The organism is Campylobacter gastrosuis (assembly GCF_030249845.1).
Lineage (GTDB): Bacteria > Campylobacterota > Campylobacteria > Campylobacterales > Campylobacteraceae > Campylobacter_A > Campylobacter_A gastrosuis.
Genome location: NZ_JANURM010000001.1, coordinates 90,182 through 114,891, shown reverse-complemented (window position 1 = coordinate 114,891; position 24,710 = coordinate 90,182). Strand labels below are relative to the sequence as shown.

23 protein-coding genes are annotated in these 24,710 nt (G+C 39.0%); 5 read left to right on the top strand and 18 right to left on the bottom strand.

Annotated features, from left to right (window positions below; genetic code table 11):
• Position 1: 1 nt before the first annotated feature.
• Positions 2–721, bottom strand: a complete 720-nt coding sequence (locus NYG85_RS00590; RefSeq protein WP_284936620.1) for a plasminogen-binding N-terminal domain-containing protein — start codon at positions 719–721, stop codon at positions 2–4.
• 115 nt (positions 722–836) lie between these two features.
• Here NYG85_RS00590 and NYG85_RS00585 point away from each other — a divergent pair, with 115 nt between their 5' ends.
• The 4 genes from NYG85_RS00585 to NYG85_RS00570 are packed head-to-tail and all read left to right on the top strand — an operon-like array spanning position 837 to position 4,430.
• Positions 837–2,003 (top strand): peptidoglycan DD-metalloendopeptidase family protein, encoded by a 1,167-nt coding sequence (locus tag NYG85_RS00585; protein WP_284936618.1) that lies wholly within the window; start codon positions 837–839, stop codon positions 2,001–2,003.
• A gap of 8 nt (positions 2,004–2,011) precedes the next feature.
• Complete coding sequence (gene mgtE, locus NYG85_RS00580; protein WP_284936617.1) at positions 2,012–3,376, top strand: magnesium transporter; 1,365 nt, start codon at positions 2,012–2,014, stop codon at positions 3,374–3,376.
• A complete protein-coding gene (locus NYG85_RS00575; RefSeq protein ID WP_284936616.1) occupies positions 3,361–3,951 on the top strand; it encodes an NUDIX hydrolase in 591 nt (196 codons plus the stop codon). The genes mgtE and NYG85_RS00575 overlap by 16 nt, the downstream gene beginning before the upstream one ends.
• A complete protein-coding gene (locus tag NYG85_RS00570) occupies positions 3,948–4,430 on the top strand; it encodes a tetratricopeptide repeat protein (protein ID WP_284936614.1) in 483 nt (160 codons plus the stop codon). Before NYG85_RS00575 ends, NYG85_RS00570 begins: the two co-directional genes overlap by 4 nt.
• On the opposite strand, the gene NYG85_RS00565 is transcribed toward NYG85_RS00570, so the two are convergent.
• From NYG85_RS00565 to NYG85_RS00515, 11 genes are all read right to left on the bottom strand, one after another.
• On the bottom strand, positions 4,422–4,688 hold the full coding sequence (locus NYG85_RS00565) for a hypothetical protein (protein ID WP_284936613.1): 267 nt from the start codon (positions 4,686–4,688) through the stop codon (positions 4,422–4,424). The genes NYG85_RS00570 and NYG85_RS00565 overlap by 9 nt on opposite strands.
• 99 nt (positions 4,689–4,787) lie before the next feature.
• Entirely contained in the window at positions 4,788–5,759 is a 972-nt protein-coding gene (locus tag NYG85_RS00560; RefSeq protein WP_284936611.1) for a PP2C family serine/threonine-protein phosphatase, read from the bottom strand.
• The gene (locus tag NYG85_RS00555) at positions 5,759–6,205 is read right to left on the bottom strand and encodes a vWA domain-containing protein (RefSeq protein WP_284936610.1); all 447 of its coding nucleotides are present in this window, start codon (positions 6,203–6,205) and stop codon (positions 5,759–5,761) included. The genes NYG85_RS00560 and NYG85_RS00555 overlap by 1 nt, the downstream gene beginning before the upstream one ends.
• 199 nt (positions 6,206–6,404) lie before the next feature.
• On the bottom strand, positions 6,405–7,820 hold the full coding sequence (locus NYG85_RS00550; RefSeq protein WP_284936609.1) for a protein kinase domain-containing protein: 1,416 nt from the start codon (positions 7,818–7,820) through the stop codon (positions 6,405–6,407).
• The gene (locus NYG85_RS00545) at positions 7,793–8,395 is read right to left on the bottom strand and encodes a PIN domain-containing protein (RefSeq protein ID WP_284936607.1); all 603 of its coding nucleotides are present in this window, start codon (positions 8,393–8,395) and stop codon (positions 7,793–7,795) included. The genes NYG85_RS00550 and NYG85_RS00545 overlap by 28 nt, the downstream gene beginning before the upstream one ends.
• Positions 8,396–8,415: 20 nt before the next feature.
• Positions 8,416–11,490, bottom strand: a complete 3,075-nt coding sequence (locus NYG85_RS00540; protein ID WP_284936606.1) for a cytochrome c biogenesis protein CcsA — start codon at positions 11,488–11,490, stop codon at positions 8,416–8,418.
• A 116-nt stretch (positions 11,491–11,606) separates the two neighbouring features.
• Positions 11,607–12,302: an ABC transporter ATP-binding protein gene (locus NYG85_RS00535; RefSeq protein ID WP_284936605.1), complete on the bottom strand. Its 696-nt coding sequence runs from the start codon at positions 12,300–12,302 to the stop codon at positions 11,607–11,609.
• Positions 12,295–13,062 (bottom strand): ABC transporter ATP-binding protein, encoded by a 768-nt coding sequence (locus NYG85_RS00530; protein WP_284936604.1) that lies wholly within the window; start codon positions 13,060–13,062, stop codon positions 12,295–12,297. Before NYG85_RS00530 ends, NYG85_RS00535 begins: the two co-directional genes overlap by 8 nt.
• Positions 13,059–14,075, bottom strand: a complete 1,017-nt coding sequence (locus NYG85_RS00525) for a branched-chain amino acid ABC transporter permease (protein ID WP_284936603.1) — start codon at positions 14,073–14,075, stop codon at positions 13,059–13,061. Before NYG85_RS00525 ends, NYG85_RS00530 begins: the two co-directional genes overlap by 4 nt.
• Before the next feature lies 1 nt (position 14,076).
• Positions 14,077–14,973 (bottom strand): branched-chain amino acid ABC transporter permease, encoded by an 897-nt coding sequence (locus tag NYG85_RS00520; RefSeq protein WP_284936602.1) that lies wholly within the window; start codon positions 14,971–14,973, stop codon positions 14,077–14,079.
• A gap of 82 nt (positions 14,974–15,055) precedes the next feature.
• A complete protein-coding gene (locus NYG85_RS00515) occupies positions 15,056–16,174 on the bottom strand; it encodes an ABC transporter substrate-binding protein (protein ID WP_284936601.1) in 1,119 nt (372 codons plus the stop codon).
• 154 nt (positions 16,175–16,328) lie between these two features.
• On the opposite strand from NYG85_RS00515, the gene fic reads away from it, so the two are divergent.
• Positions 16,329–16,868, top strand: coding sequence for a protein adenylyltransferase Fic (gene fic, locus NYG85_RS00510; RefSeq protein WP_284936600.1), 540 nt, complete (start codon positions 16,329–16,331; stop codon positions 16,866–16,868).
• 2 nt (positions 16,869–16,870) lie between these two features.
• Here the strand turns inward: fic and NYG85_RS00505 are convergent, their stop codons facing one another.
• The 6 genes from NYG85_RS00505 to NYG85_RS00480 form a co-directional block, all read right to left on the bottom strand.
• The gene (locus NYG85_RS00505) at positions 16,871–18,796 is read right to left on the bottom strand and encodes a MacB family efflux pump subunit (protein ID WP_284936598.1); all 1,926 of its coding nucleotides are present in this window, start codon (positions 18,794–18,796) and stop codon (positions 16,871–16,873) included.
• Entirely contained in the window at positions 18,796–19,950 is a 1,155-nt protein-coding gene (locus NYG85_RS00500) for an efflux RND transporter periplasmic adaptor subunit (RefSeq protein ID WP_284936597.1), read from the bottom strand. Before NYG85_RS00500 ends, NYG85_RS00505 begins: the two co-directional genes overlap by 1 nt.
• A 110-nt stretch (positions 19,951–20,060) precedes the next feature.
• Positions 20,061–20,699, bottom strand: coding sequence for a LutC/YkgG family protein (locus tag NYG85_RS00495; RefSeq protein ID WP_284936595.1), 639 nt, complete (start codon positions 20,697–20,699; stop codon positions 20,061–20,063).
• Positions 20,692–22,119 (bottom strand): LutB/LldF family L-lactate oxidation iron-sulfur protein, encoded by a 1,428-nt coding sequence (locus NYG85_RS00490; RefSeq protein WP_284936594.1) that lies wholly within the window; start codon positions 22,117–22,119, stop codon positions 20,692–20,694. Before NYG85_RS00490 ends, NYG85_RS00495 begins: the two co-directional genes overlap by 8 nt.
• Positions 22,116–22,856, bottom strand: a complete 741-nt coding sequence (locus tag NYG85_RS00485) for a (Fe-S)-binding protein (RefSeq protein WP_284936593.1) — start codon at positions 22,854–22,856, stop codon at positions 22,116–22,118. Before NYG85_RS00485 ends, NYG85_RS00490 begins: the two co-directional genes overlap by 4 nt.
• Positions 22,857–22,870: 14 nt before the next feature.
• Complete coding sequence (locus NYG85_RS00480) at positions 22,871–24,529, bottom strand: L-lactate permease (RefSeq protein ID WP_284936592.1); 1,659 nt, start codon at positions 24,527–24,529, stop codon at positions 22,871–22,873.
• Positions 24,530–24,710: the final 181 nt, after the last annotated feature.

Genomic DNA, 24,710 nt, shown 5'->3' with positions numbered 1-24,710 from the left:
TTTACTGCCCTAAAAGTCTATCGTAATGTGCGTCGTAATTGTTTATGTGTTCGCTATTTAGCTTGTAAAAAATGGTGTCAATATCACGCACACGAGTGTAAAATGGTAGCTGATAGCTATCAACCTCGCCAGTTTCAAACTCTTTTATGACCTTAAAACTCTGACAATCAGCAAAGACGCTTTTTTTATCCATACCGATAAAAATCAGCCCAGCCGCACTTTGTGAGCACATTTTACGAAAATCATCACGGCTTGGGTTTGGCTTGTATTCATAGCTTAAATACGCCCCAACAATATCTGGATGAATAAACATAACATCTTTAAACGCCGACACGACCTCATCGTAAATTTCTCTATTTGGCACGACAATTAACGCCCTATCATACAAGAAATTTAAAATCGCCAAATCGCCACTTTTTGGCTCAACGCCGGGCAGTGGCAGGGCTTTTTGCTCTAAGCTATCAAAGACCTCAAACTGCAATTTAGCAAAGCCACCGCCCTTTGATATGACGCTCACACGAGCGATGATTGAGCTATCGCCAACACCAAACTGACGCATAACAACCCCACTTGAACCAACCACAATCTCTGGGCTATCAACAATAGTCGCCGACCCATCATCATCAATGCTAATTAGCGGAGTTTTGTATTCTTTCATACTAAAACTAGCACCAAAAGCAAAGCTAAACATAAGCATAAAAACAAGCAAAAACTTTCTCAACGCACAATCCTTTAATTTGAAATTTTTGGCGATTATAGCCTAAAATGCTTTATTTTTTGCAAAATTTAAAGAAAATTTTAGTAACATTAGGGCTATTTTTTTACAAAGGATTTTAATGCCAAAGGTGCTACTTCTCATACTTTTAACACTAAATTTATATGCGTTAAAACCAAGTGTTGAGGAGCTTAGCTGGCCTAGTGGCACACCTTTTTTAAATTTCTTAGAGAGCAACCGCCTGCCACTTTCGCTATTTTACAACCTTTCTGGCGAAGATAAAGAGCTAGCAGAAGAGATTTCAGCTGGGATAAAATATCAGGTTTTAAGAGATGATAAAAACAGCATAAAGCAAATTTTAATCCCAGTAAATGATGAGCTTCAAATGCATATTTTTTTAGATGAAAAGGATAATTACAAGCTAGAATTTATACCTATTTCATATCAGGTTGAAGATAGAGTTTTAAACATCAAAATTGAACGCTCAATCACAGAAGATATCTATGACTACACCGGCTCAATGCAACTTGCCGTGAGTTTTAGGGACGCATTTAAAAACGAAGGCATTGACTTTAAACGCATAAAAAAAGGCGATAGAGTAGTCATAATCTACACGCAAAAAAGGCGTTTAGGCAGAATTTTTGGCACACCAGATATTAGTGCGGCTATGTTTATTACAAGGGATAAAAAGTATTCAGTTTATAAATTTAACGATAAATTTTACGACAGAAGCGGTAAAGATAGAGAAAAGGTGGTCTTTATTCGCCCACTTGCAAATGCAAGAATAACATCGCCATTTACCCTAAAAAGGTGGCACCCAGTCTTGCAAAGATACAGGGCTCATCTTGGCGTTGATTACGGCGCACCTCGTGGCACACCAGTAAAATCATCTGGCGATGGCGTGATAAAATTTGTAGGCACAAAGGGGGGTTATGGCAAAACCATAATCGTATCTCACAGCGGTGGTTACGAAACGCTTTATGCGCATTTAAACGGCTTTGCAAAAGGGATAAAAACTGGGCTAAAAGTCCAGCAAGGCAAACAAATCGCATATGTAGGCAATACCGGTATGAGCACCGGCCCGCACCTGCATTTTGGTCTTTATCGCGGGCAAAAGCCACTAAATCCAGAGAGTATGATGAGAGTTATAAAAAGCGTTCTTGAAGGCAAAGAAGGGGTGAAATTTAAATCTATCGTGCAAAAATTTGATGGTGAGCTAGGTAAAATTTTAAACAGCAATGAAACTAGTCAAAAAGAGGAGAAATTCCCAGATGTCGTTAGCTTTTAGGAGCAAAAATGAGCGTTGATTTAGAAACGGCAAAAGAGCAACTTGACCTGCACCTTGATGAGAATTTAGAGAGCGACCTTACAGCTTACGATATCGCTCATCACTTAAAGACACTAAAACACCACGATGACGAGCTTTTTAACGACTACGTAAAGCAACTTGACCCTGAAACGCTAGGCGACGTGGCTATGGAGCTACCTGAGTCGCTTTTAAAAGACGTGATTGAAAATGTGCCATCAGAGCAAATCGTAAATGCCCTTGCCGAGCTTGAAAGCGATGACGCAACCGACCTTTTACAGCAGATTGAAGAGATTGATGAAGATAAGGCAAGGGAGATTTTTGATAGGCTTGACAAGGACGATCAGGCTGATATTTTACGCCTTAGAAGCTACGATGAGAACGAAGCTGGCGCATATATGCAAACCGAGCTATTTAGTGCAAATTTAGCCGAAAGGCTAGGCGATGCTGTGGCTAGACTTCGTGAGCTAAAAGCCGCTGGGGAGCTTGAAAACATCTCACAGCTTTTTATCGTGGATAATCATCACATTTTAAAATACGCAATCCCGCTTGAAGAGCTGATTTTATTTGATTTTTCAAAGAGCCTAAGGGCGATTATTGATGAAAAAGAGCCAGATTTTTACAAGCCCCACACCGCACTTGATAGCGATAACATAAAAGATGTCGTTGGTATCGTGCAAGATTATGATTTAAACGTAATTGCTGTTGTTGATTCTAGGGGCGTTTTGCTTGGGCGTATCACGGCTGATGATATTCACGATATTATTGAAGAGAGTGCGACCGAGCAGATTTATAACCTAGCTGGTGTTGATGATGACGCCGAGGATGAAGAGACGCTAGTAAAGGCTGGCAAGGCGCGTGCTATTTGGCTACTTATAAATTTATTTACCGCTATTGTCAGCTCTGCAATAATCGGACTTTTTGATGAAACAATAGCAAGTTACGTAGCACTTGCTGTGCTAATGCCAATAGTTGCTTCAATGGGCGGTAACACCGGCACACAAGCCCTAACGGTAACGGTTCGTAGGCTTACTCTTGGCGAGATTGAGTTTAAGGACGCAAAGCACGTTTTAAAGCGAGAGGTCGGAATTTCAATGATAAATGGCACGATTTTTGGCTTTGTTATGGGCGTGATTGCGTGGTTTTGGTTTGATAAGGCACTCCTTGGCGTTGTGATTGCTGGGAGTATGGTTATAAATTTAAGCCTAGCTGGGTTTTTTGGCACGATTATACCGCTTACATTAAAGCGTTTTGGCATTGACCCAGCAGTCGGCTCGGCTGTGGTTTTAACGACCTTTACCGATTGTATCGGATTTTTTAGCTTTTTAGGACTTGCAAAATGGATACTATTATAACTGACCTTGAAATTTTACCCTTTGTCGGCTCAAAATACTTAGAGCCATTTACGATGAGCTTTAAACAAAACGGCAAAAGACGCACTTGGGACTGCGTAAAGGTCTTTAACTGCGTTTCAATTTTTATGTATCACAAGCAAAAGGACGCATTTTTATTTGTCAAGCAGTTTCGCCCAGCTGTGTGGTATTCGCAAAAAAAGAGCGGATTTTTTAGCGATGAGCCTGGCTATACTTACGAGCTTTGTGCTGGGATTTTAGATAAAAATTTAAGCGATGAGCAAACCGCACTTGAAGAGGTCATTGAAGAAACTGGCTATAAACTGCCAAATTTAGAGCGAATTAGCCGAAACTACGGCTCACTTGGCTTTGGTGGCAACACGCAAACTATGTTTTACGGCGAGATTGATGAGAGTATGAAAGTCAGCGAAGGCGGTGGGATAGATGATGAGAGCATTGAGCTTGTCTTTATCAAACAAAAAGATATGCAAAATTTCATCTACGATGAGAGCAAGGTTAAGGGCTTTGGGCTTATGTTTGCTTATTTGTGGTGGAGAGAATTTAAGGGGGCAAAGTGAGAAATTTTCTACTTTTTTTAGCTATTTTTAGCGTGGCTTTTGGCGGTGGGAGTGAGCAATTTACTGGTGGCGTAAAGCCAAGTGGCGAGGTCATACTTGAAAACGAATACGCAAAATCGGCTAAAATTTTCAAAGAGAGTTGCGAAAAAGGACACGCCTACAACTGCTATAACTTGGCTGAGTTTTATGCAAAGGGGTTAGGCGTGATAAAAAGCGATGAAAACGCCTTAAAATACTACCAAATTTCGTGCGATTTAAAGCTGCCTTATGGCTGTTTTAAGGTCGCAAATATCGCCTTAGAAAAGGGCGAAAATCAAAAGGCGTTGCGTGATTTTACGGCTTCTTGCGAACTTGGCGATGATATGGGCTGTCTTTGGCTGTCTAAATTTTATGAAAATAGCGACAAGCAAAAGTCATCAAACTACACCCAAAAAGCCTGTCAAATGGGCAACGATAGTGCGTGTGCGAGTTTAAAGTAGATTTTTTAGTATAAAATCTATCTTTTTAGCCCTAAATTTTCGCTCGTTTTTTAGGGCTAGGATTTTATCATTTAGGGCTAAAATTTTGCCGTTTAGCTCCAACTCTTTGGCTTTTAAAATTTTAAAAAATGAGCGTCTGAAGTGATTTACTAGCGCCGTTTTAAAAATTCTTGCCGTATCTTTTTTGCTCTTAAAAATAGTGTTGTTTTTGATAAAAACTTCAACTAAAAATATCTCATCAACGCTTTTAATCCCCAAACGCCCCAAAGAAATCTCTAAAATTTTAAGCCTTCTAAACTCGCAAAATGCCTTAGATTGTTTAAAAGCTCATCTTGCATTTGTTTATTAAAAATATATTTAAAAAAATACAAATCCGTTTTTAAGGCGTATAACTTTAAGTTTGCAAAGTCGTAAAATATGCTTTTTGACTATTTTTTGTTTTAACTTAATGTGTTTTGAGATTTGCTTTAATGTGCGTGGGCGTGACAAAAATGCCAAAATTTTATCACATTTAGTCATAAATTTATGTGATGCTGTTTGCAAAAACTCCATCTTTTTTTCTCTACTTAGTGTGATATAAGTGCCTACTTTTGACATTATAGCGATAGAACAATCATCACTTGTAGCCATTGAAACAACATTTTCAAAGCTCTGTTTTAAGCCAATTTCTATCTCTTTTGTATCCACATATTTTAAAGCATTAACAATACCCAAAAGTGCCGTAGCTAGGCGTTTTTCTCTTTTGTGATAAAGCGAATGCTCTGCTCCATCAGATAGCAACAAAAATCCATCAATGCCGTTTAATAGCTCTCTTTTTACTCTCATCTCATCAATGGCATTTTTAGAGCTTAAAAATGTAGTTTCATTGATAAATTCTCCATTTTGTGGTGTGCTTAAAACGTATATGTCGCCATTTTTTGTGTATCCTATCACGCCATCGCCAATATGAAGCATAATAAACCTGTCATCTTTAACCCCAATCGCTAAAAGTGTGCTAGTCAAGTCCTTTAAATCGCATTTTAGCTCATCTACCTTTTGATGTAATGTCTCTAAAAGCACAGATAAAATTTGCCTTTTTACATCACTTTCATTGTCATTAAAAAGTTCATCAAAAGATGAAGCTAAAATTTCACATATTTTATCAGTAACAATATCAGCTCCAAAATGCGATAATCTAGCCGAACCAGCACCATCAGCTAAGCTAACCACGCTTACGCCGTTTTTAAAAAGTGAGCTAGTTTTATCCTGAGATGGTAAATTTTTAGCAACGTGTGCTCTCCCAGCAACTACACACGTAGCCATAGCCCAGCTATTTTTAAACTCAATCATTAAATTTCGCCCCACGAATTAATCCCGTCAGTATCAAGCCTAACCTTCTCGCCCGGCGTTGAGGCTGATACTCTTGATACGCTCTTACTAAGCCACGAGAAAAACTCACGAAAATGTAGCCCTTTTAATTTTAGCGGTTGGCGTTCTGGCGATAATTTTGCTAAAACATTCATATCAGCTGCCTCGCCAATACCGATAGGAAATATCGTAAGTTTTCTTTGCTTAATTAGGCTATTTGTGCGTTCTATGGCTCTTTCAAGCTCCATTTTATCCCCATTTGGTGCACCATCAGTCATCACGACAAGCCAAGGCTGGTAGTAATCCACCCCGCTATCACTATACTCGCTTTTTCTACGCTCTAACATATCAAGTGCTAAATTTACAGCCTCACCAAGTGGCGTGTAGCCGTCAGCCACTAGCGTTGGGGCATTTGGCTCTAAGGTCAAGCTTGAAAAATCCTGAATACACTTAGCCCCACCTGCTCCAAAGCTAACAATACTAATCTCAGCCGAATAAAACGCTATTTCATCGGCTTTTATAGCCTCATAAAAAAGCCTAACTCCTTCATTTAGAAAGTAAATTTGAACTCATTTTTTCTCCTTTTTTAAAAAATATTTATCAATACAAAAATAAAGAACAATAACGCTATACTCCAAATATAAAATCTATAATCTTATCTATAATACTAGGTTTATTTGTATTATCTCTACACGTTTCGCAACGCTTTGGCATATCATAGTTTTTACGCCTATAAAATTCATATTTGCCCTTAGTTAGCGTTAATTTTTTGCCACAACCAGCACAAACTCCTTGCCAAACTATATTATTTTTTGAGCTGTTACATTCAAGGCAGATATTAAATTTTGGTTGTTTTAAAATAAACCTTTGATAATTTGTATAAAGCATATCCTTATTACATATTTTGCATTTATATGGCTCACCTTTATCATACAAACAGGTGTTACAAATCCCCATTTTAGCGCTATCTTCTTGGACTTCATTACCACAAAGAGAGCATTTTATGTAGTTAAAGTCTTTATGTTTTTTATGCCTTGTCGGATAAATTTCATTACTCATCTCATCTGTATCAATAAGTTTATCAAACATTTTTTGATAATCTTTAAAAATTTCTATCCACTTATCAACATTTAAACGAGTATTTTCATAACTATATTCTTCACCACTTGCAAACGTTTTATAAAACGCCTCTTTTAAGCGATAAGGTAAGTGAGACCATATAAAACGCCAAGGTCCATCAGGCGTTTTTTTATTAGAGTTATCGCCAAATGGATATGAAAAGTCCATATTTGTTATATTTTTTGCTGGGTCACCACCGCCTTGCTGTGAATATGGCGGTTTGCCCGGCACCATTATCATAAAAAGCAGTGTTGCAAGAGCGAAATTTTCATTGCCTTTTGTTCGTAAAAAATCAGGGTAGTGTTTGCCTTGAATTTCAGGAGCTGTATAATTAATTGTCCCGACAGGACAAGGGAAATTTTCAATCTGATAGCTGTCCGTATCTACAAAATATACCTCATTTGGCGAAACGAGCAGGATATTTTCAGGATTTATATCGCCTAAAATAATATTTTTATTGTGTAAATAACGTATTTTTGTGAGTATATTAAGACAGAGATTTACCATATCTTGCTTTTTAAAATTTGGAAAATTTTTAAGAAAAAGAGGCTTGGCTGCAAATATGCTTCTACCGAGTGTCTTACCGCTTGCCTTTGGCATTAAATAGCCTACAAATTCGCCATTTTGATTATACAAAAGCCTTGTTGGATAGCAAATTCCATTAAAAGATATATTTTTGCTAGTCATTAATTTTAGCTTTTCAAATCGGCGTTTTGTGTTTGAGTGAGCATTGTAAATTTTTGCTACCTCATCTTTAAAATCTATCTCATAAACAGCCCCTTCGCCACCTTCTGCTAATTTTTTAACAAGTCTTATTTGTTTGTTATCGCTAGTTATTACAATCTCATTTTGGCTAGGTATTTGGCTTATGTTTAAAGGCGTATCAACTACATTTGTTACATCAGAGCAGATTTTAAACGGCAACTCTTGCTTATTGTGAGGGGGGGGGTGCAGTCTGTTTTTAAAATCGTAGTAGGCTCAACTTTTTTACATTCTTGTGCTTCAAAGTTAAACTTAGCTAAAAAACCATTTTTTGGATCTATTCGCCTTACAAAAATTTTATGCCCTTTGACCGATTCGTTTTCATTTTTACTTAAAATCTCTTTGGCAAGTTTATTATCCTGAGTGATTAAAAGCAGTTTATGTTGTATCCTAAATTTTTCAAAAACGTAATGAAAAACAGCATCAGCAAAGGGGTCATTTTTCTCTCCGTGAATTTTAATAAGACCTTCATCTTGTAAATTTGGCAAAATTTCATCAAGCATTTTTATAGCGTTTTTAGCTAGTTCTTCTTTGTTTGGTTCGCTATTTTTAGAGTGTTTTTCAAGCTCCTCAATCACCTTTAATGAAATTATGATTTGATTATTGTTGGCTTTAAGACAAGGCTTTATATTTTTTAAAAATATGTAAGCCTTATCATCTAAAAGCGAACAGGTGTCAATGAAAATTTTAAACTCTTTGCAAAAAAATTCTAAAACATTATAGCCTCTATTCTGCATAAAACCAACTTAAATAAGAATTAAAGCTTTGCAAAAAACTGCCTTTTAAAGTAGGCAAAAATGCTAACGCCAAACATAACGGCGAAAATCACGTAAATGTAGTTTGGTATCGGTAGCGGGTCGCCAGCAGCGTATGAATGCATACCAGAAAGGTAAAAATTCACGCCAAAATAGGTCATAATAATCGCCCAGTAAGCAAACATTGAGCTAACGGCAAAGGCGTATTGCGAGTTTAGCTTTGGGATAAATCTAATGTGAAGCACGGCTGCATAAACTAGGATTGAAACCAACGCCCAAGTCTCCTTGCTATCCCAGCCCCAGTAGCGTCCCCAGCTCTCGTTTGCCCACACACCACCTAAGAAGTTGCCAAGCGTAAGCAGTGAAAGCCCTAAAATCATTGCCATTTCGTTTATTCTAGTCGCCTCTGTTACGTTTCTTGAAATTTCAGCACTTGGCGATTTTTTCTTTTGCAAAATCATAAGCACAAGAACAAAAAATCCGAGCAATGCACAAAGCCCTAAAAATCCGTAACTTGCCGTGATAACAGAAACGTGGATTGTAAGCCAGTAGCTTTTTAGCACCGGCGCAAGCGTGGTAATTTGTGGGTCAAGCCAACTAAGATGAGCCACAAATAGCGTAACACCAGCTAGGATTGAGGTTAGTGCCATTGCAATTGGGCTTTGCTTTGAAAACACTATGCCAGAAAGGCTTAACGCCCAAGCGATATAGACCATAGACTCATAGGCATTGCTCCAAGGGGCGTGCTGGGCGATATACCACCTAAGCCCAAGTCCAGCGGTATGGACTAAAAATGCTAGGATATTTAGGTAATAAATCGCCTTAAACACGGCGTTTATATTTGATTTTGGCGATAGCATTTTAACAAAAACAAATATTAAAAGCACAAATCCAGCGATTAGATAAAGTGGCGTTAGGCAGTCAAAAATTTCAAGCTTGTTAAATAAAATTTCTGTATCAATGCGTGATTTTGGCGGTATTATCGCCGCTCCAAATTCTCTTTGATAGCTCTCAATCACGCCAAGTGCCTTATCCGCCTTGCTCCAATCGCCACTAACTATCGCATCATCAACGGCGACAAAATAATCTCTCATCATCACAGCAATGGCGTTTGCTTCATCGCCTTGCATACTCATAAGTGCCGAGCCCGGCGAATACCACGTGTTATTTGGGTCGTCCTTTTTTGGGAAAATTTTAAAAATTTCGCCCATAAAAACCATATAAAACACATTTAAACGCTCATCAACCTTAATCACCTCTTTATCAAAAGTCCCACGAGAGCCGGGGTGTTTGCGGTTTGCAATCTCTGTAAAACGTGTCAGTTTATACTCGCCACCCTTATCATTTGTGGTAAAAAAGTCGTTAAAATTTGCAAATTTAGCACGCTCATCAATGCCAAGCTCACGCTTTAACTCCTTGCTCTGACCAACGGCGATGATATTCTCTTTACGCCAAAATGGCGGGTCTAGCATAATTGAAAGCACGGCTTGATTTGAGTTAAGCTCGCCAATCGTATCTTTTCTGTGAATTTTATTTAGCACCTCTTTGCTTATCGTATCAAACGGCTCTATCCTGCCATCAGGGCTTTGCACAAGCAAACGCCCAAGCCTATCGGCGTGCGTCTTATCAATCTTAGGCAAAAAGTCATCAGCGTGTAAATTTGTAACACCAAACGTAACAAAACTAGCCACAACCAGCAAAATCACGCTCTTAATGCTATCTTGATTTATCTTTTTAGCAAGTTGTCTAAACCTTGAATTTGGATTTATTAGGTTTAAAATCAGCCCAAGCCCGAGCAAAAAGTAGCTAATGTAGGTAGGAATTTTGCCCGGGTCTTTATTTACAGATAAAATCGTGCCACGCTCATCTTGATCATACGAGCTTTGAAAAAAGCGGTATCCGGCGTGATCTAGGACGTGATTCATATAAATTCTATACTCAAATTCAGGCATATTTTTATCCTTTACAATAACATCACTAGCATAGCTCATCGGCGAGTTTGAGCCGGGATAGCGAAGTAGCTCAAAGTCCTTTAAATAAAGGCTAAATGGCATTTTAAGCTGCATAAAACCCCACGAGGCACTAAACACCTGAGCACCGATTATCGCCTTTGCTGGTTCAATTAGATTATGAAAAAGCACCATCTCTTTTTTCTCGCCCTTGTAGCTTAACTCGGCTACAATAGCATCAAACTGGCTCTCTTTAACTGGCACTAGCTTTCTAACGGCACTTGTTGATAGAAATTTAGCCGAAAAATTTACCCCATTTATCGTGAAAAGATGAAGTGGGTCAAACTGGGCTGTGGCGTTTGCTTCAATGGTTGATTTTACATTATCAGCCATTGCAAACTGCGAAATTTGCGTGTTTGAAGTGAGTGTGAATTTATTGTCATTTAGACTAAAAAGCACATATTTTGTGCCGGGGCGTGGGGTGGCGTTAAACAAAAAGCTGACGTTACCAGCGATGACCTCCTCGCCGTCAAGCAAATTAACCTCTTCTCGCTCGGTAGCATTTGAAAGCACAAGCTCAATGACTGGCTTACCGCCCTCGCTATTTACGAATTTATAATCTGCGTTTGGGACGTATTCAAGGTATTTAAGCCTTGCTTCGCCCTCTGGTAGTTTTAGAGCTAAATCAAAGCCGTTTTTACCAAGCACTTCAAGCTCACGAGGGATTGAAATTTCATACTCTTTGCCATCAAATTTGGTCGCAAAATTTATAAATGAGCCACGAGTTGTGATGATATTTGTTTCGCTATTTTCTCTGATATGCACATTACCCTCAAAGCCAAAATAGCGAGTTAAAATTGAGCCGATTAAAATCCCAATAAAACTAAGATGAAAGAGAAAAACGGGCAGTTTTTTTAAATTTATAAGCCTGTATGCGTAGATATTGTAGGCTAAATTTATACCCAAAAGTAGCTGAATAAGCCCAAACCAGCTCGTGCCATAGACATAAGCCCAAGCCGTATCAGTGGAGGTTTTGCTCTCAATTATCGTAGCCACTCCGCTAGCAACGGCAAAAATTAAAAATAAAATAATTGCCGATGTCATACTAAGAAATTTCTTTAAAACCATAGATAACCTTTGAATTTTTTGCGTTGATTATATAATAAATTTATTAAAAAGTAACCCAAGAATGGGCGTGAAGCTTAAAATTTCTAAATTTACTTTAAGCTTACTATCTGTTTATTTTAAGCACCAAGATATTTTTTCTTAATATCTGGGTTGTTTATCATCTCTTGTGCATCGCCTTGCATTACGATCTGACCGCTTTCAAGCACATAAGCGTAATCACTGATTTTTAACGCCCCATAGGCATTTTGCTCAACCAAAAGTATCGTAATGCCCTCGTGTTTTAAACGAACGATAATATCAAAAACTTCGCCGACGATTTTTGGTGCAAGCCCAAGACTAGGCTCATCAAGCATCAAAAGCTTTGGTTCGCTCATTAACGCCCTTGAAATGGCAAGCATCTGTGCCTCGCCACCGCTTAACGTGCCAGCTAGCTGATTTTTCTTGCTCTTTAAGCGTGGAAATAGCTCATACATCGTATCTCTTAAATGCTCATAATTCTCATCGTTGTTAAAAGCACCAATTCGTAAATTCTCCTCAACGCTTAAATTTATAAACACTCGCCTACCCTCAGGCACGAGCGAAATACCCATTTTAACGAGAGTGTGAGTTAGGTGCCTTCTTGTATCATAGCCTAAAAAATTTATCTCACCAGTGCGTTTTACAGCGTTAATTAGAGCATTTAAGGTTGAGGTTTTACCAGCACCATTTGAGCCTAGCATTGATACAATTTGCCCAGTTTTTACCTCAAAACTAATATCTTTAACCGCCCGAATAAGCCCATAATAAACACTTAAATTTTTAACACTAATCATTTAAAAAATCCCCTAAATAAGCCGTTATAACCTCGCTATTATTTATCGCTTCGCTTGGTGTGCCGCTAAAAATCACACGTCCATAATCAAGCACTAAAACCCTATCGCAAAGATGATTTACAAATTTCATATCGTGCTCAATCAATAAAATACTCATATTTCGCTTATCTCGCAATGAAAATATAAGCCTAGCTAGCTCATCGCTCTCGGTGTGATTCATCCCAGCAGCTGGCTCATCAAGCAAAAGAAGCTTTGGATTTGTAGCAAGTGCTCTTGCTATCTCAACCTTTCTTTGCTGTCCGTAGCTTAAATCAACTGCCATTTCGTTTGCAAACTGGCTAATACCAAGCTCATCAAGCAAAGCCATAGCGTCATCGTGAGCCTTTTTTTCAAATTTTTTATATCTGCCAAGGTGCAAAAACGCCTCAATTGCCGTGTATTTTATGGCGTTATCAAAGCCGATAAGGACATTTTGTAGCACACTAAGTGAGCTAAACAGGCGGATATTTTGAAACGTCCTAGCAATGCCAAGATGAACGATTTTATTTGGTTTAAGATTTGTTATATCTTTGCTATCAAAAATCACCTTGCCACTGCTTGGGCTATAATTGCCAGTGATTATGTTAAACATTGTCGTTTTGCCAGCACCATTTGGTCCAATAAGACCAAAAATTTCGCCCCTTTTTATCCCAAAAGATGTTTGGCTAATCGCATTTACGCCACCAAAATTTTTACTAATATTTTCTAAACTAAGTATCATTTTTTAGTCCGTTTTTTAAATTTTAGCTCCGTTAGCTCACGTTTGCCCATTATACCCTCTCTTGCAAATAGCATTACAAGGATTAAAATCAGCGAGAAAACGACCATTCTAAGCCCCGGCAAGGCTGGTGTAGTGTAGCCAAAAAGGCTCATCGGCTCATCTAAAAATCTAAGCCACTCGCTACCACCCATAACCAAAATCGTCCCGATAACAGCACCAGTTGTAGAGCCAAGTCCGCCAAGCACGATGATAATAAGAAGCTGAAATGTAAAGAAAAATGTAAATTGATCTGGCGAAACAGAGCCTAAAAGACAGACTAGCAAACCACCGCCAACGCCCTCAAAAAAGGCACTCGTGCAAAAAGCAAGGGTTTTAATCTTAAACGTGTCAATCCCCATAGCAAGAGCAGCATCCTCATCATCTCTAACCGCCTTCATAGCACGACCAAATTTTGAATAAATAATGTTTAAAATAGCCACAACAGCGATAATTGCCACGCCTCCGGTGTAGTAGATATTTGAGTGCTTTGGGACTTCGTTTAAGCCAAGCGAGCCGTTTGTAAAGGCTGGGAAATTTATGGCAATTATTTGAATGATAAAACCAAATCCAAGCGTAACAATGGCAAGATAATCGCCCCTAACTCTAAACACTGGATACGATAAAATAAGGGCTAAAATCGTTGAGGCAATACCAGCACAAATCAAGGCTAAGATGAAATTTGGCAGATAAAAAGCCAAAATAACCCCAGCCGGATCTTCAATATCAAACTGCGAAATTTTAGCATCTGGACTAAGAAGCATAAGGGCTGTTACATAAGCACCAAGTGCGACAAAGCCGTTTGGCTCTAAGCTAAACTGCCCAGTAACGCCATTTATGAGATTGTAGCTAACGGCTAAGATGATAAAAATTGCAATATTATTAACAATACTTAAATGATACTCATCAAAGATAAAATTTGAAGCATAAACAAAACCAACAGCCAAGGCAAAAAATATCACGTGTAAAATTTTCATCTTAAAACCTACTTCTTTCGTAATTTATGCCTAAAATTCCAGTTGGCTTAAATAGTAAAACAAAGATTAAAAATACAAAGGCAAAGGCGTCCTTAAACCCTGCCATATCGGGGAAAAATGCGACCACGACAATCTCTGTAAAGCCGATGATAAATCCGCCAATCACAGCCCCACCGACTGAGCCAATGCCACCAAGCACCGCTGCTGCAAAGGCTTTTAAGCCGATTAAAACACCCATTAAAGGCTCAACCGATGGATAGCTAACAGCCCAAAAAATACCAGCAATGGCAGCTAGTGATGAGCCAAGTGCAAAGACAATTGCGATGATTAAATTTGCATCAATCCCCATTAAATGAACAGCCCCAATATCAAAAGCAAGCGCGCGAATTGCCATACCATATTTTGTTTTATAAAGGATAAAAAGCACAAAAAGCAGTAAAACAAGTGTTAAAATCGGCACGATAATGGTCGTTAGCGTAATGCTAATCTCGCCAAAATTTATCACTTTTTCTAAAAATTCTGGCACCAAAAATGGTCGTGGAGTGCCGCCAAAGATGACATTAAATAAATTTTCAAGCAAAAAACTAACGCCAATTGCGGTGATTAAAAGCGAAATTCTAGGTGCTTTTCGCAGTGGTTTATACGCCACTCTATCAATGCTAATGCCTAAAATAATGGCTATTGTAACGCTAAAAACTATGGCAAAAACAAAGGGCAGATGAAGGCTAGTCATCGCAAAAAGTCCGACATAAGCACCCACCATCATAATATCGCCGTGAGCAAAATTTATAAGTCTTAAAACCCCATAAACCATAGTATAACCAATAGCAATGAGTGCATACATAGACCCAAGGCTAAATCCATTTACCATTTGTTGTAAAAATATTGAACTATCCAAGAAAACTCCGATGAAAATTTTAAATTTAAAAGCACAAAATGCGTTTAAATTTAAAATTTGCCCCAAAATTTTGGGGCAAAAATTATGGATTTACGATGTCTTTGTAGGCTGGTTTTAAATCTTTTATCTCTTTAATAACAACCGAACGTGTCGCATTACCGCTAGCGTCAATGCTAATAACACCGCTTACACCCTCAAAATTTGAAGTGGCGTGAATTTTCTCATTTACACAAACGCTATCACTTGGGTCGGCACACTCATTCATCGCATTTACCATTATAAAATAGGCATCAGCACCAAGTGCGGTAAAGCTAGCGATTTCTCTGTTACCCTTTTCTTTTTCATAAGCTGCTAAAAACTCCTCTGAACGTTTTGTCGGCGGTCTTGTGTAATCAAAAGTGTCGGTAAACATATAATCATTTACCGCCTCGCCACCAAGGTCAATGAAGGTTTGATTAGCCACGCCGTCGCCTGAGCCAAATTTTGAAGTAACACCGACCTGCTTAGCTTGGCGGACTATCATTGATGCTTCTGGGTGGTAAATTGGCATATAAACCACATCGGCATTTAAGCTTTTAAGCTGTGCTGCAACCGCCTTAAAATCCTTATCGCCAGATGTTATATTTAGCTTTTTAACGACCTTACCGCCCTTTTGTTTAAATTCTTTCTCAAACGCCTTTGCAAGTCCAAGTGAATAAACTTGAGCTTGATCTACCACCAAAACTGCCGTTTTTGCGTTTAGCTTATCGTAAGAAAATGCCGCAAACGCCGAGCCTTGAAACGAATCCATAAAGCAGACCCTAGCTCCAAATTTCTTGCCGTCAAATAGCTTATCAGCCGTGGCTGCTGGGGCGATGACTGGGATTTTTTTCTCCTCTGCTATGCCTAGGACTTGCTGGGTGTTGCCAGTGGTTAGTGCGCCGATTATGCCTACTACTTTATCGCTTGAAATGAGCCTATTTGTCGCAGTTGCTGTCTCTATTTTATCGCCCTTTGTATCAACCAAAACAAGCTTAATCGTATCGCCATTTTTTAGCTTTGGCTCTAAGATATTTGCCATTTTTACGCCCTCATAGGCTGTTTGTCCGTAGGCTGCTATCGCACCAGTAATTGGCATTGGTAGTCCAATAGCTATCTCTTTTGCGTAGCCAAAAGTGCTAATTAACGCCAAAGATGAAGCTAAAACGCTAAATTTTTTCATTTTTACCCCTTTTTTTATTTAGTAAGTTTTGGATTATACAAAAAATTTTTAAAATTTTAATAGATTTTTAATCATAAATTTACAAAATGTTACTTGAAGTAATGAAAATTTAAAAATCTTATGCAATAATTTAGAAAAATTTTTAAGGTAAATAATGAAACAAAACGAGATAGATAGCCTTAGCCTTTTAAAGGCATACGAGCTTTTTGAAAGTGGCAAGATAGACGAAATTGAAGTTGGCACGTTTAAAGGTTTAAGCCAAATTCACGGCTATATTTTTAAGGACTTATATGATTTTGCAGGTAAAATTAGAGAGGTAAATATCTCAAAGGGCGGTTTTAGGTTTGCAAATTCACTCTATTTAAAAGAAATTTTACCAAAAATAGAGGCTTTAAGTGAGCAAAATTTTGACCAAATAGTTGAAAAATACGTTGAGATGAACATAGCGCACCCATTTTTAGAGGGCAACGGCAGAGCGATGAGAATTTGGCTTGACTTAATGCTAAAAAACAGGATAAAAATGCTCATAAACTGGCAAAATGTAGATAAATTTAGGTATTTACAGGCAATGGAAAGAAGCCCAGTAAATGATCTAGAATTAAAAACGCTTCTAAGGGCAAATTTAACCGATAAAATAAATGATAGAGAGATTATCTTTAAGGGCATAGAGCAGTCGTATTTTTACGAGCAGTAGCTCTACTCCCTTGAAAGTGCGTCTATCGGGTTAAGGCGTGAGGCGTTTCTTGCTGGGACAAAGCCAAAGATAATGCCTATCGCCATTGAAGTAACGAGTGCCACCACGATTGAGGCGTTTGAGAAAATCATCTTAAAATCGCCAAAGTTATTAAACACATAGCCAATAGCATACGCCAAAGCAACGCCGATAGCACCGCCGATGATACAAAGCAAAACCGCTTCAATCAAAAACTGCTGTAAGATATTACTCGCCCTAGCACCGATCGCCATTTTTATACCGATCTCCTTTGTGCGTTCAGTTACCGAAACTAGCATTATATTCATCACGCCAATACCGCCAACAACTAGCGAAATAACAGCAATTGATGAGATTAGAAGCCTCATAGTGCCAATAGTTTCTTCAATCGTCTTTTTAATGCTGTCAGAATTTCTAGTAAAAAAGTCCTTTTTGCCGTGCTTTGCGGTAAGTAGCTCAGTTAGACTCTTCTCAGCCACCTGTGCATTTACGCTATCTTTTACCCTAACGGTTATGTAGCGGATAATCTTATCGCCAGTGATTTTATTTATCACGCTTGAATATGGCGCATAAAGCCTAAGCACACTTGGGTCGTCAAAGCCATTATCGGTTGGCGCGACAACGCCGATGATTTTTAGCGGTTTTTTATCAAAAAGCACCACTTTGCCGATAGGATTTTCGTTTTTAAATAGCGTTTTTTTGGTATTTGCGTCTATTAAAACGACACTTGCTGAGCCTTTAATCTCATCATCATCAAACACCCTGCCCTGCTCAACCTTTAAGCCATTTACATCAAGTGTGCTAGAACTACCGCCACGAAGCGAGGCAGAAAATGATAAATTTTTATAAGTAAGTATGCCAGAGCTTGAAGTGTTTGGGGTTACGGAGTCTAAAAATGGCTGTTTTTCAAGGAATTTCGCGTCGCTTACGCTTAGGGTTCTAACGCGGTTTGATCTCATATCGCCAAAGCCTTTGCCAGGCAAAATATCAATGGTATTTGTGCCAATTTTGCTAATACTTGAAAGAATTTGCTCTTGTGAGCCTTTACCAAGTGCGACCACGCTAATGACCGCTGCTATGCCAATTATTATACCAAGCATCGTTAGCATTGATCTAAGCTTATGCGAAAATATCGCAGATACCGACATTTTAAAGCTCTCAATGAGCTGGTCTTTGTAGTAGTTTAATAGGCTTTTTTCTGGCTGTTTTGCTTCGTTTAGATTAAAAATTTCATCTTTTTTTTGCGTGTCGCTTATGATATCGCCGTCTTTTATCTCAATGACTCTGTTTGCGTGAGCAGCGATGTTTGCGTCGTGGGTTACGATGATTATAGTGTGCCCCTTTGCGTGAAGCTCTTTTAAAATTTTCATCACCATTTGCCCGCTCTTGCTATCAAGCGCGCCAGTTGGCTCGTCAGCTAAAATTATCTCGCCGCCGTTTATTAGGGCGCGCGCGATACTTACACGCTGTTGCTGTCCGCCACTAAGCTTGTTTGGATAGCTTGAAATTTTATCCCCAAGCCCAAGTCCGCTTAAAATTTCACTGGCTAGTTTCTCTCTATCTTTTTTAGCCACACCAGCATAAATGCTTGGCAGTGATACGTTTTGCAGGGCGTTCATACTTGAAAGCAGGTTGTATCTTTGAAAGATAAAGCCAAATTTCTCACGCCTAAGCTGTGCTAACTCGTCGCTTTTAAAGTGCGTGATATCCTTGCCGTTTAAAAGATACTCGCCACTGCTTGCGTTATCAAGACAGCCAAGGATATTCATAAGCGTTGATTTGCCAGAGCCTGATTGTCCGATGATCGCGATAAACTCGCCCTTTTTTATGCTTAAATTTATGCCGTTTAAAACCTGTATATCATTATCGCCGACACGAAATTTTTTAACAATATCTTTTAAAACTATCACTAAAATTTCGCCTTTTCTACCATTTTAGCGATCTCTTCGCTGCTACCTTGCGCCGTGATTATCTCGTCATTTTCGCTAACACCGCTTAAAATTTGCGTATTTATGCCATCACTTATGCCGACTTCTACCTCAACCTTTTTTGGCGAGTTTTCAGATAAAATTTGCACAAAATGCTTTTTGCCGTCTTTTTTTACGGCGATACTTGGCACGATGATTGCGTCTTTTGCCTCGTCAATTAGGAGAGAATTTTGCGTTGTCATACCGATTCTTAAAATTCCGTCTTTATTATCAACTATGCTTTGGGCGTAGTAATAAACCGCCGAGGTTGAACTGGTGCTTGAAGTGCTGGTGCTTGTGTATTTGCCGTCGCTTAGCGTGGTAAGACCCGGGTCAATTGAGCTTACGACCGCATAGAATTTCTTATCATCTGAGAGAATTTCATACTCAACCTTTGTGCCGACCTTAATTTTTGTGATATCGCCCTCGGCAATTTGCATTTTAAGCTTGACACTGCTTAAATCAGCGATATAAACGATAGTTGGCGTGGTTTGATTTGCGTTTATGGTTTGCCCCTCTTCAACTGGCACAGAGACCACAACGCCGTTTCTTGGGGCTAAAATTTTGGTGTAGCCAAGATCAATTAACGCCGTATCAAGTGCGATTTTAGCCTGATTTATCTGTGCATTTAACTCGCCAATTTTTGCCTTGGCACTAGCCATAGTGTTTTTTGAATTTTCGTAGTTTTGCTTTGAGGTTGCGTTTGCTTTAAAGAGCGAATTTTCACGCTCAAACTGCGATTTTGCAACCTCATAAGCCACTTTTGCGCTTTCTAGCTGAGCTTCATAGATTAAAAGCTGAGCGCGTCTATTTTCAACGTTATTTTTTTGCGTTTCATCATCTATTTCAGCTATCATATCGCCCTGTTTTACGCTATCGCCTAGCTTTACGTAAAGCTTTTTAATCTGACCGCTAACCTGAGCTCCCACATCAACAAGCTCGGTCGCAAAAATTTCGCCATTTGCTTCAACCTTTTTTGCCAAATCGCCCCTGATTGCCTTTTGCGTGATATACTCGGTCTTTGGCTTTGGTTTTAAAAACTCATAAGCAAAAAATCCAGCCACCAAAACAGCCACAACAAAAATAATTTTTTTCATAATCTATCCAAAATTTTAAGTCTTAAAAGTGTAATTTTAGTAAAAAAATATAAATTAAAAGTTATAAATGATAAGGATTTTTAAATTTGGCAGGATTTACCTGCCAAATTTTAATAGACTACAACGTAAGCAATCTGTGAGCCGTGAACTCCAAGCACTGGCACAAGCTCAATGTCAGCCGTCCTTGAAGGGCCAGCGATAAAGACAACGTTTGTTGGTAATTTACCGCCCTCTTCTTGCTTTATATTATTTAGGGCTGATGAGATTGACTTTGTGATTTTCTCTTTATTAACAAGCATTATGCAAACCTTTGGCGTTAGGCTTAAAAGGCGAGGCTGCTCTTTTGAGCTAGCAATACAGCAAATGCCGTGTGAGCTAACGGCGTGTCTAGCGTTAATAACCGAAACATCGTAGTCAAATACATTCTCTTTAAAGCCATCAATTGGTGTGTCAAACTTAAATTTACCAGCAATTTTTAACGCCTCAATATCAACTGGCAAACCCTCTGGGTAGATTAAATTCTTAACACCCTCTTTTTCAAAAATAGCATTGATATCGTTTGCTAAATTTTCAAGACTGCTCTCTATCACATTTGACTTATGCTCGGCTGAGCGAGTGATGAATTCTTTATACAAATTCTCATCATCTTTAATGTGTCCGACCGGGTCAATCGTAGGGGTGCCGTCTGCACTCTTTATCTTTTGACCCCTTGTTCTAATTGCGTTTAAAATGTATTCTTTACTACTCATATCTCACCCCCGGCATATTTTTAACGTTTTCATAGGTATTAAAGTCAAGATTTTCTAAATCTTTAAACTCAAACCAGTTTTTAAGCACTGGAATTCTCTTACCTTGCGACTGGATTAAGCCGTTGAAGTGTCTTGCGTTGCTCATACCAAGCTTCCACAATCCGCCGTGAGTTGCAACGTAGGTAAAGCCAAAGAAAATGAGCTTTTCAATGGTGTTGCTCTCTAATTTTTCAGTGCCGTGTGGTGGGTTTTTACCCTGTCCGATTTTATCGCGTCTTAGCTGTCTAATCATCTCAGCGAGTGGAATTTTAACCGGACAAACCTCAGAACAGCGACCGCAAAGCGAACAAAGCGTAACAACATCGCCGTGCTTATCCATACCAAAAATTTGTGGGCTAATTACCTCGCCAATTGGTCCTGGATATACAGCCTGATAGCTATGACCGCCGATTTTATCATAAACTGGGCAGAAATTCATACAAGCACCACAGCGGATACAGCGTAAAGCACCATAATAATCCTCGTGTGCTAAAATATCGGTTCTATGATTATCAAGCAAGATAATGTGGCACTCTTTTGGTCCGTCAAGCTCGCCTTCACGGCGTGGACCTGAGATTATGTTGTTGTAGTTTGTGATAAACTGACCAGTGGCTGATGGCACTAAAAGCGTATCAGCAGTAGCAGCGTCTTCAAAGCACTCAACGACCTTTTCAATGCCACAAATGCTAACTAAAACATCTGAAATGGTGGTGCACATTCTACCGTTGCCTTCATTTTCAGCAAGCCAAATCGCACCCTCTCGTGAAAGGGCAAAATTCGCACCACAAAGCCCCATTTTAGCGGTCTTAAACTCGCCTCTCATATGCTCTCTTGCGATTGCATTTAACTTCTCTGGCTCGTGCTCTTTTGGAGCGTTTGGAATTTTCTCGTGAAAGAGTTCGCCGATTTCATAGCGGTTTTTGTGAATTGCTGGGACAACAATATGCACTGGCGGCTCGTGAGCTAGCTGGATAATCACCTCGCCTAAATCCGTTTCAAGTGCGGTTAAACCCTTATCTTCAAGATAGTGATTTAGGTGAATTTCTTCACTTGCCATTGATTTTTGTTTTAAAATTTTATCAATGTTTTTCTCTTTCATAAGATTATAAATAATATCACAGGCCTCTGCTCCATCCTTTGCCCAATGGACTTTAAAGCCGTTTTTAGTGGCGTTTTTCTCAAACTCTTCAAGGCGGTCAGCAAGTGTGTTTAGGGCGTTATCTTTTGCCTTTTTTGCCTTGCTTCTAAGCCCCTCCCAGTCGTTAAATTTGTTGTTAAGCAAATTTTTTCTGTTTGTTTGAAGCGTGTGCATCGCCGAGAATAGGTTGTTTCTTAGCTGTTGGTCTTGAAGTTTTTCACGGACGATTTTTTCGTGTTTCATAGCCTCTCTCCCTCAATTCTTCTTAAAATAAAGTCATAAAGGTGCATACTTTGTGTCTTTGCGTTTTGTCTTTTTAGCGTGCCACTGATATTTAATAAACATCCGCCGTCGCCAGAAACGACATATTTTGCACCAGCATTTTCAATATCTTTTACTTTTTCAACCGCCATAGCATTTGAAATTTCAGGCTCTTTTACCGCAAAAGTGCCACCAAAACCACAGCACTCCTCTTCATATTTTAAATCCACAAGCTCAACATTTGCTAGTTGTTTTAGTAAATTTTTAGAGCTTTCAATGGTTTTTGAAACCCTAAGTGCGTGGCAATTTGTATGCCAAGTGATTTTTAGTGGGTCACCCTTATCTTCGTATTTTACGCCTAAATGCTTGTCTAAGAAAACGCTAAGTTCAATGATGCGTGAGCTAAATTCCTTCATAAACGCCTCATCTTTATCGCCGTGAAATAGCTCGCCATAATCTTGCACCATCATACCAGCACAAGAGCCACTTGGCACGATGATTGGGTAGTTTTCGCTAAATTGTTTAGCGTTATAAAGAGCTATTTTCTTAGTCTCTTCAAAGTAGCCAGTGTTATAGCTAGGCTGACCACAACAGGTCTGTTTCTCTTTATAAATCACCTCAATGCCTTCACGTTGAAGTAGCTTAATGGCACTTACAACGGTTCTGCCCATAACAGCAGAACCAAGACAAGTGGCAAAAAAATAGACTTTTTTACTCATCTTTTCTCCTTACTTTAAAGTAATATAATACCGATACAAACTGCTAATATAACATAAAGCAAACAAGGCAATATATTATATGTAAGCAACCTACTCTCGCCCTTACCAAGAAGTCCGACCGTAGCACACACAGCGACGATATTGTTTATACAAACCATATTGCCTATCGCTCCGCCGACATTTTGAAGCGCAACGATAACCTGTGTAGGCAGTCCAACTAAAAATGCCGTTTCGTATTGAAGTCCGGCAAATAAGAAATTTGAAACGGTGTTTGAGCCTGAAAAGAACGAGCCTAAAACACCAACCAAAGGTGCGACCACTACGTAAGCCTGACCTGAAACATCAGCAAAGAATTTTGCCATTAGTTTTAGCATTGAGTAGTCTTCACTATCTACCTTAACGCCAACATTTAGCATAATCTGCACGAGTGCTAAACCAGCAGCAAGCGGTATAGCAGCCTTTGAAACCTGTGTAAATGTCAGCGACCAGCTAGTTTTTACCTCTTCAAATTTCATCTTGTGAAGCACGATTGTAATTATAGCAACTAAGATAAATGGGATAATGCCCGGCAAATAGCCATAAGCAAAGCTGTAAGCCGTGCCAGAAACCCCAAAAATCGGCTCAAAGCTTAGTTTTAAACCAAGCAAGATTTTCTTTAATCCAAGTGCTGGAATTCTTGTAAGAACCAAAATCACAGAGATTAAAATATATGGTAACCACGCCATAAATAGCGACATTTTGGCGCTTTGAGCGGTGGCTGTGTTTTGCTGTGTTTCATTTTGTGTTGAGCCTATCCAGTAGTCAGCCCAGCTATCACGTGGTGCAAAATCCCAGTTGTCTTTTGGTGTTAGAAAATTTTTCTTTGCAGCTAAAACCAAAACTCCAAGCGAAACAAGTCCGCCAATTAGGGCTGGTAGCTCAATGCCAGTAAATTTTGCCGCTAAAAAGTAAGGCACGACAAAGGCGACTGATGATAATAACGCAAAAGGCAGAACGCCAAAAGCATCTTTAAAGCTTCTATTTTTACCAAAGAGCTTTGTCATCATCAAAACCACTAAAAATGGGATAATCATCGCTCCGATTGAGTGGATTGTGGCTGTGTAAATGCTAACGGTGTTTATATATTCGCCTAAATTTAGTCCATCCGCTTCAACTAGCTTTTGCACGGTTGTTTGGATACCAAAAGTCGGTGTGCCAACAGCACCGTAGCTAACTGGCGAGCTGTTTAAAATAAGCGTAGCAAGTGCAGCTGATAGTGCTGGAAAGCCAAGTCCTACAAGTAGCGGTGCTGCTAGTGCTGCTGGCGTGCCAAATCCAGCTGCTCCTTCAATAAACGCACCAAAAGCCCAGCCGATGATGATTACTTGCACACGGCGGTCGGTTGAGATTTGGTTAAAGCCGTTGTTTATAACCTGCATAGCGCCTGAAAATTTCAAGGTATTTAGAATCAAAATAGCACCAAAAATGATGACTAAGATGTCAAACGCCTTTAAAAAGCCGTAAAGAACATAAGCGCTAATGCTTGTTGGGTCAGCATTTACATTAAATGCACCAAATGAAATGACTACTGATAAAATCATAGCCACGCTAAGCGAGAGCTTTGAGCTCTGCTTAAAACCTATCATCATCACCAAAATAACGATGATAGGCAAGAAAGCTAAAAATGAGTGCATAGCCTTTCTCCTTTGTTAAGTTTTTTTCTTTTCAGTTAGATTGTAATTTAAAAACCTAAAAAGCTACAAAGTAAATTTAAATTATATATTATTTAAACAGCTAAGTGTGTAAAATCGTAACATTTAGGGGTTTTTGCAATTTAGATTTAAGAAAATAAAAAATGCCAAAACAGCCCAAATT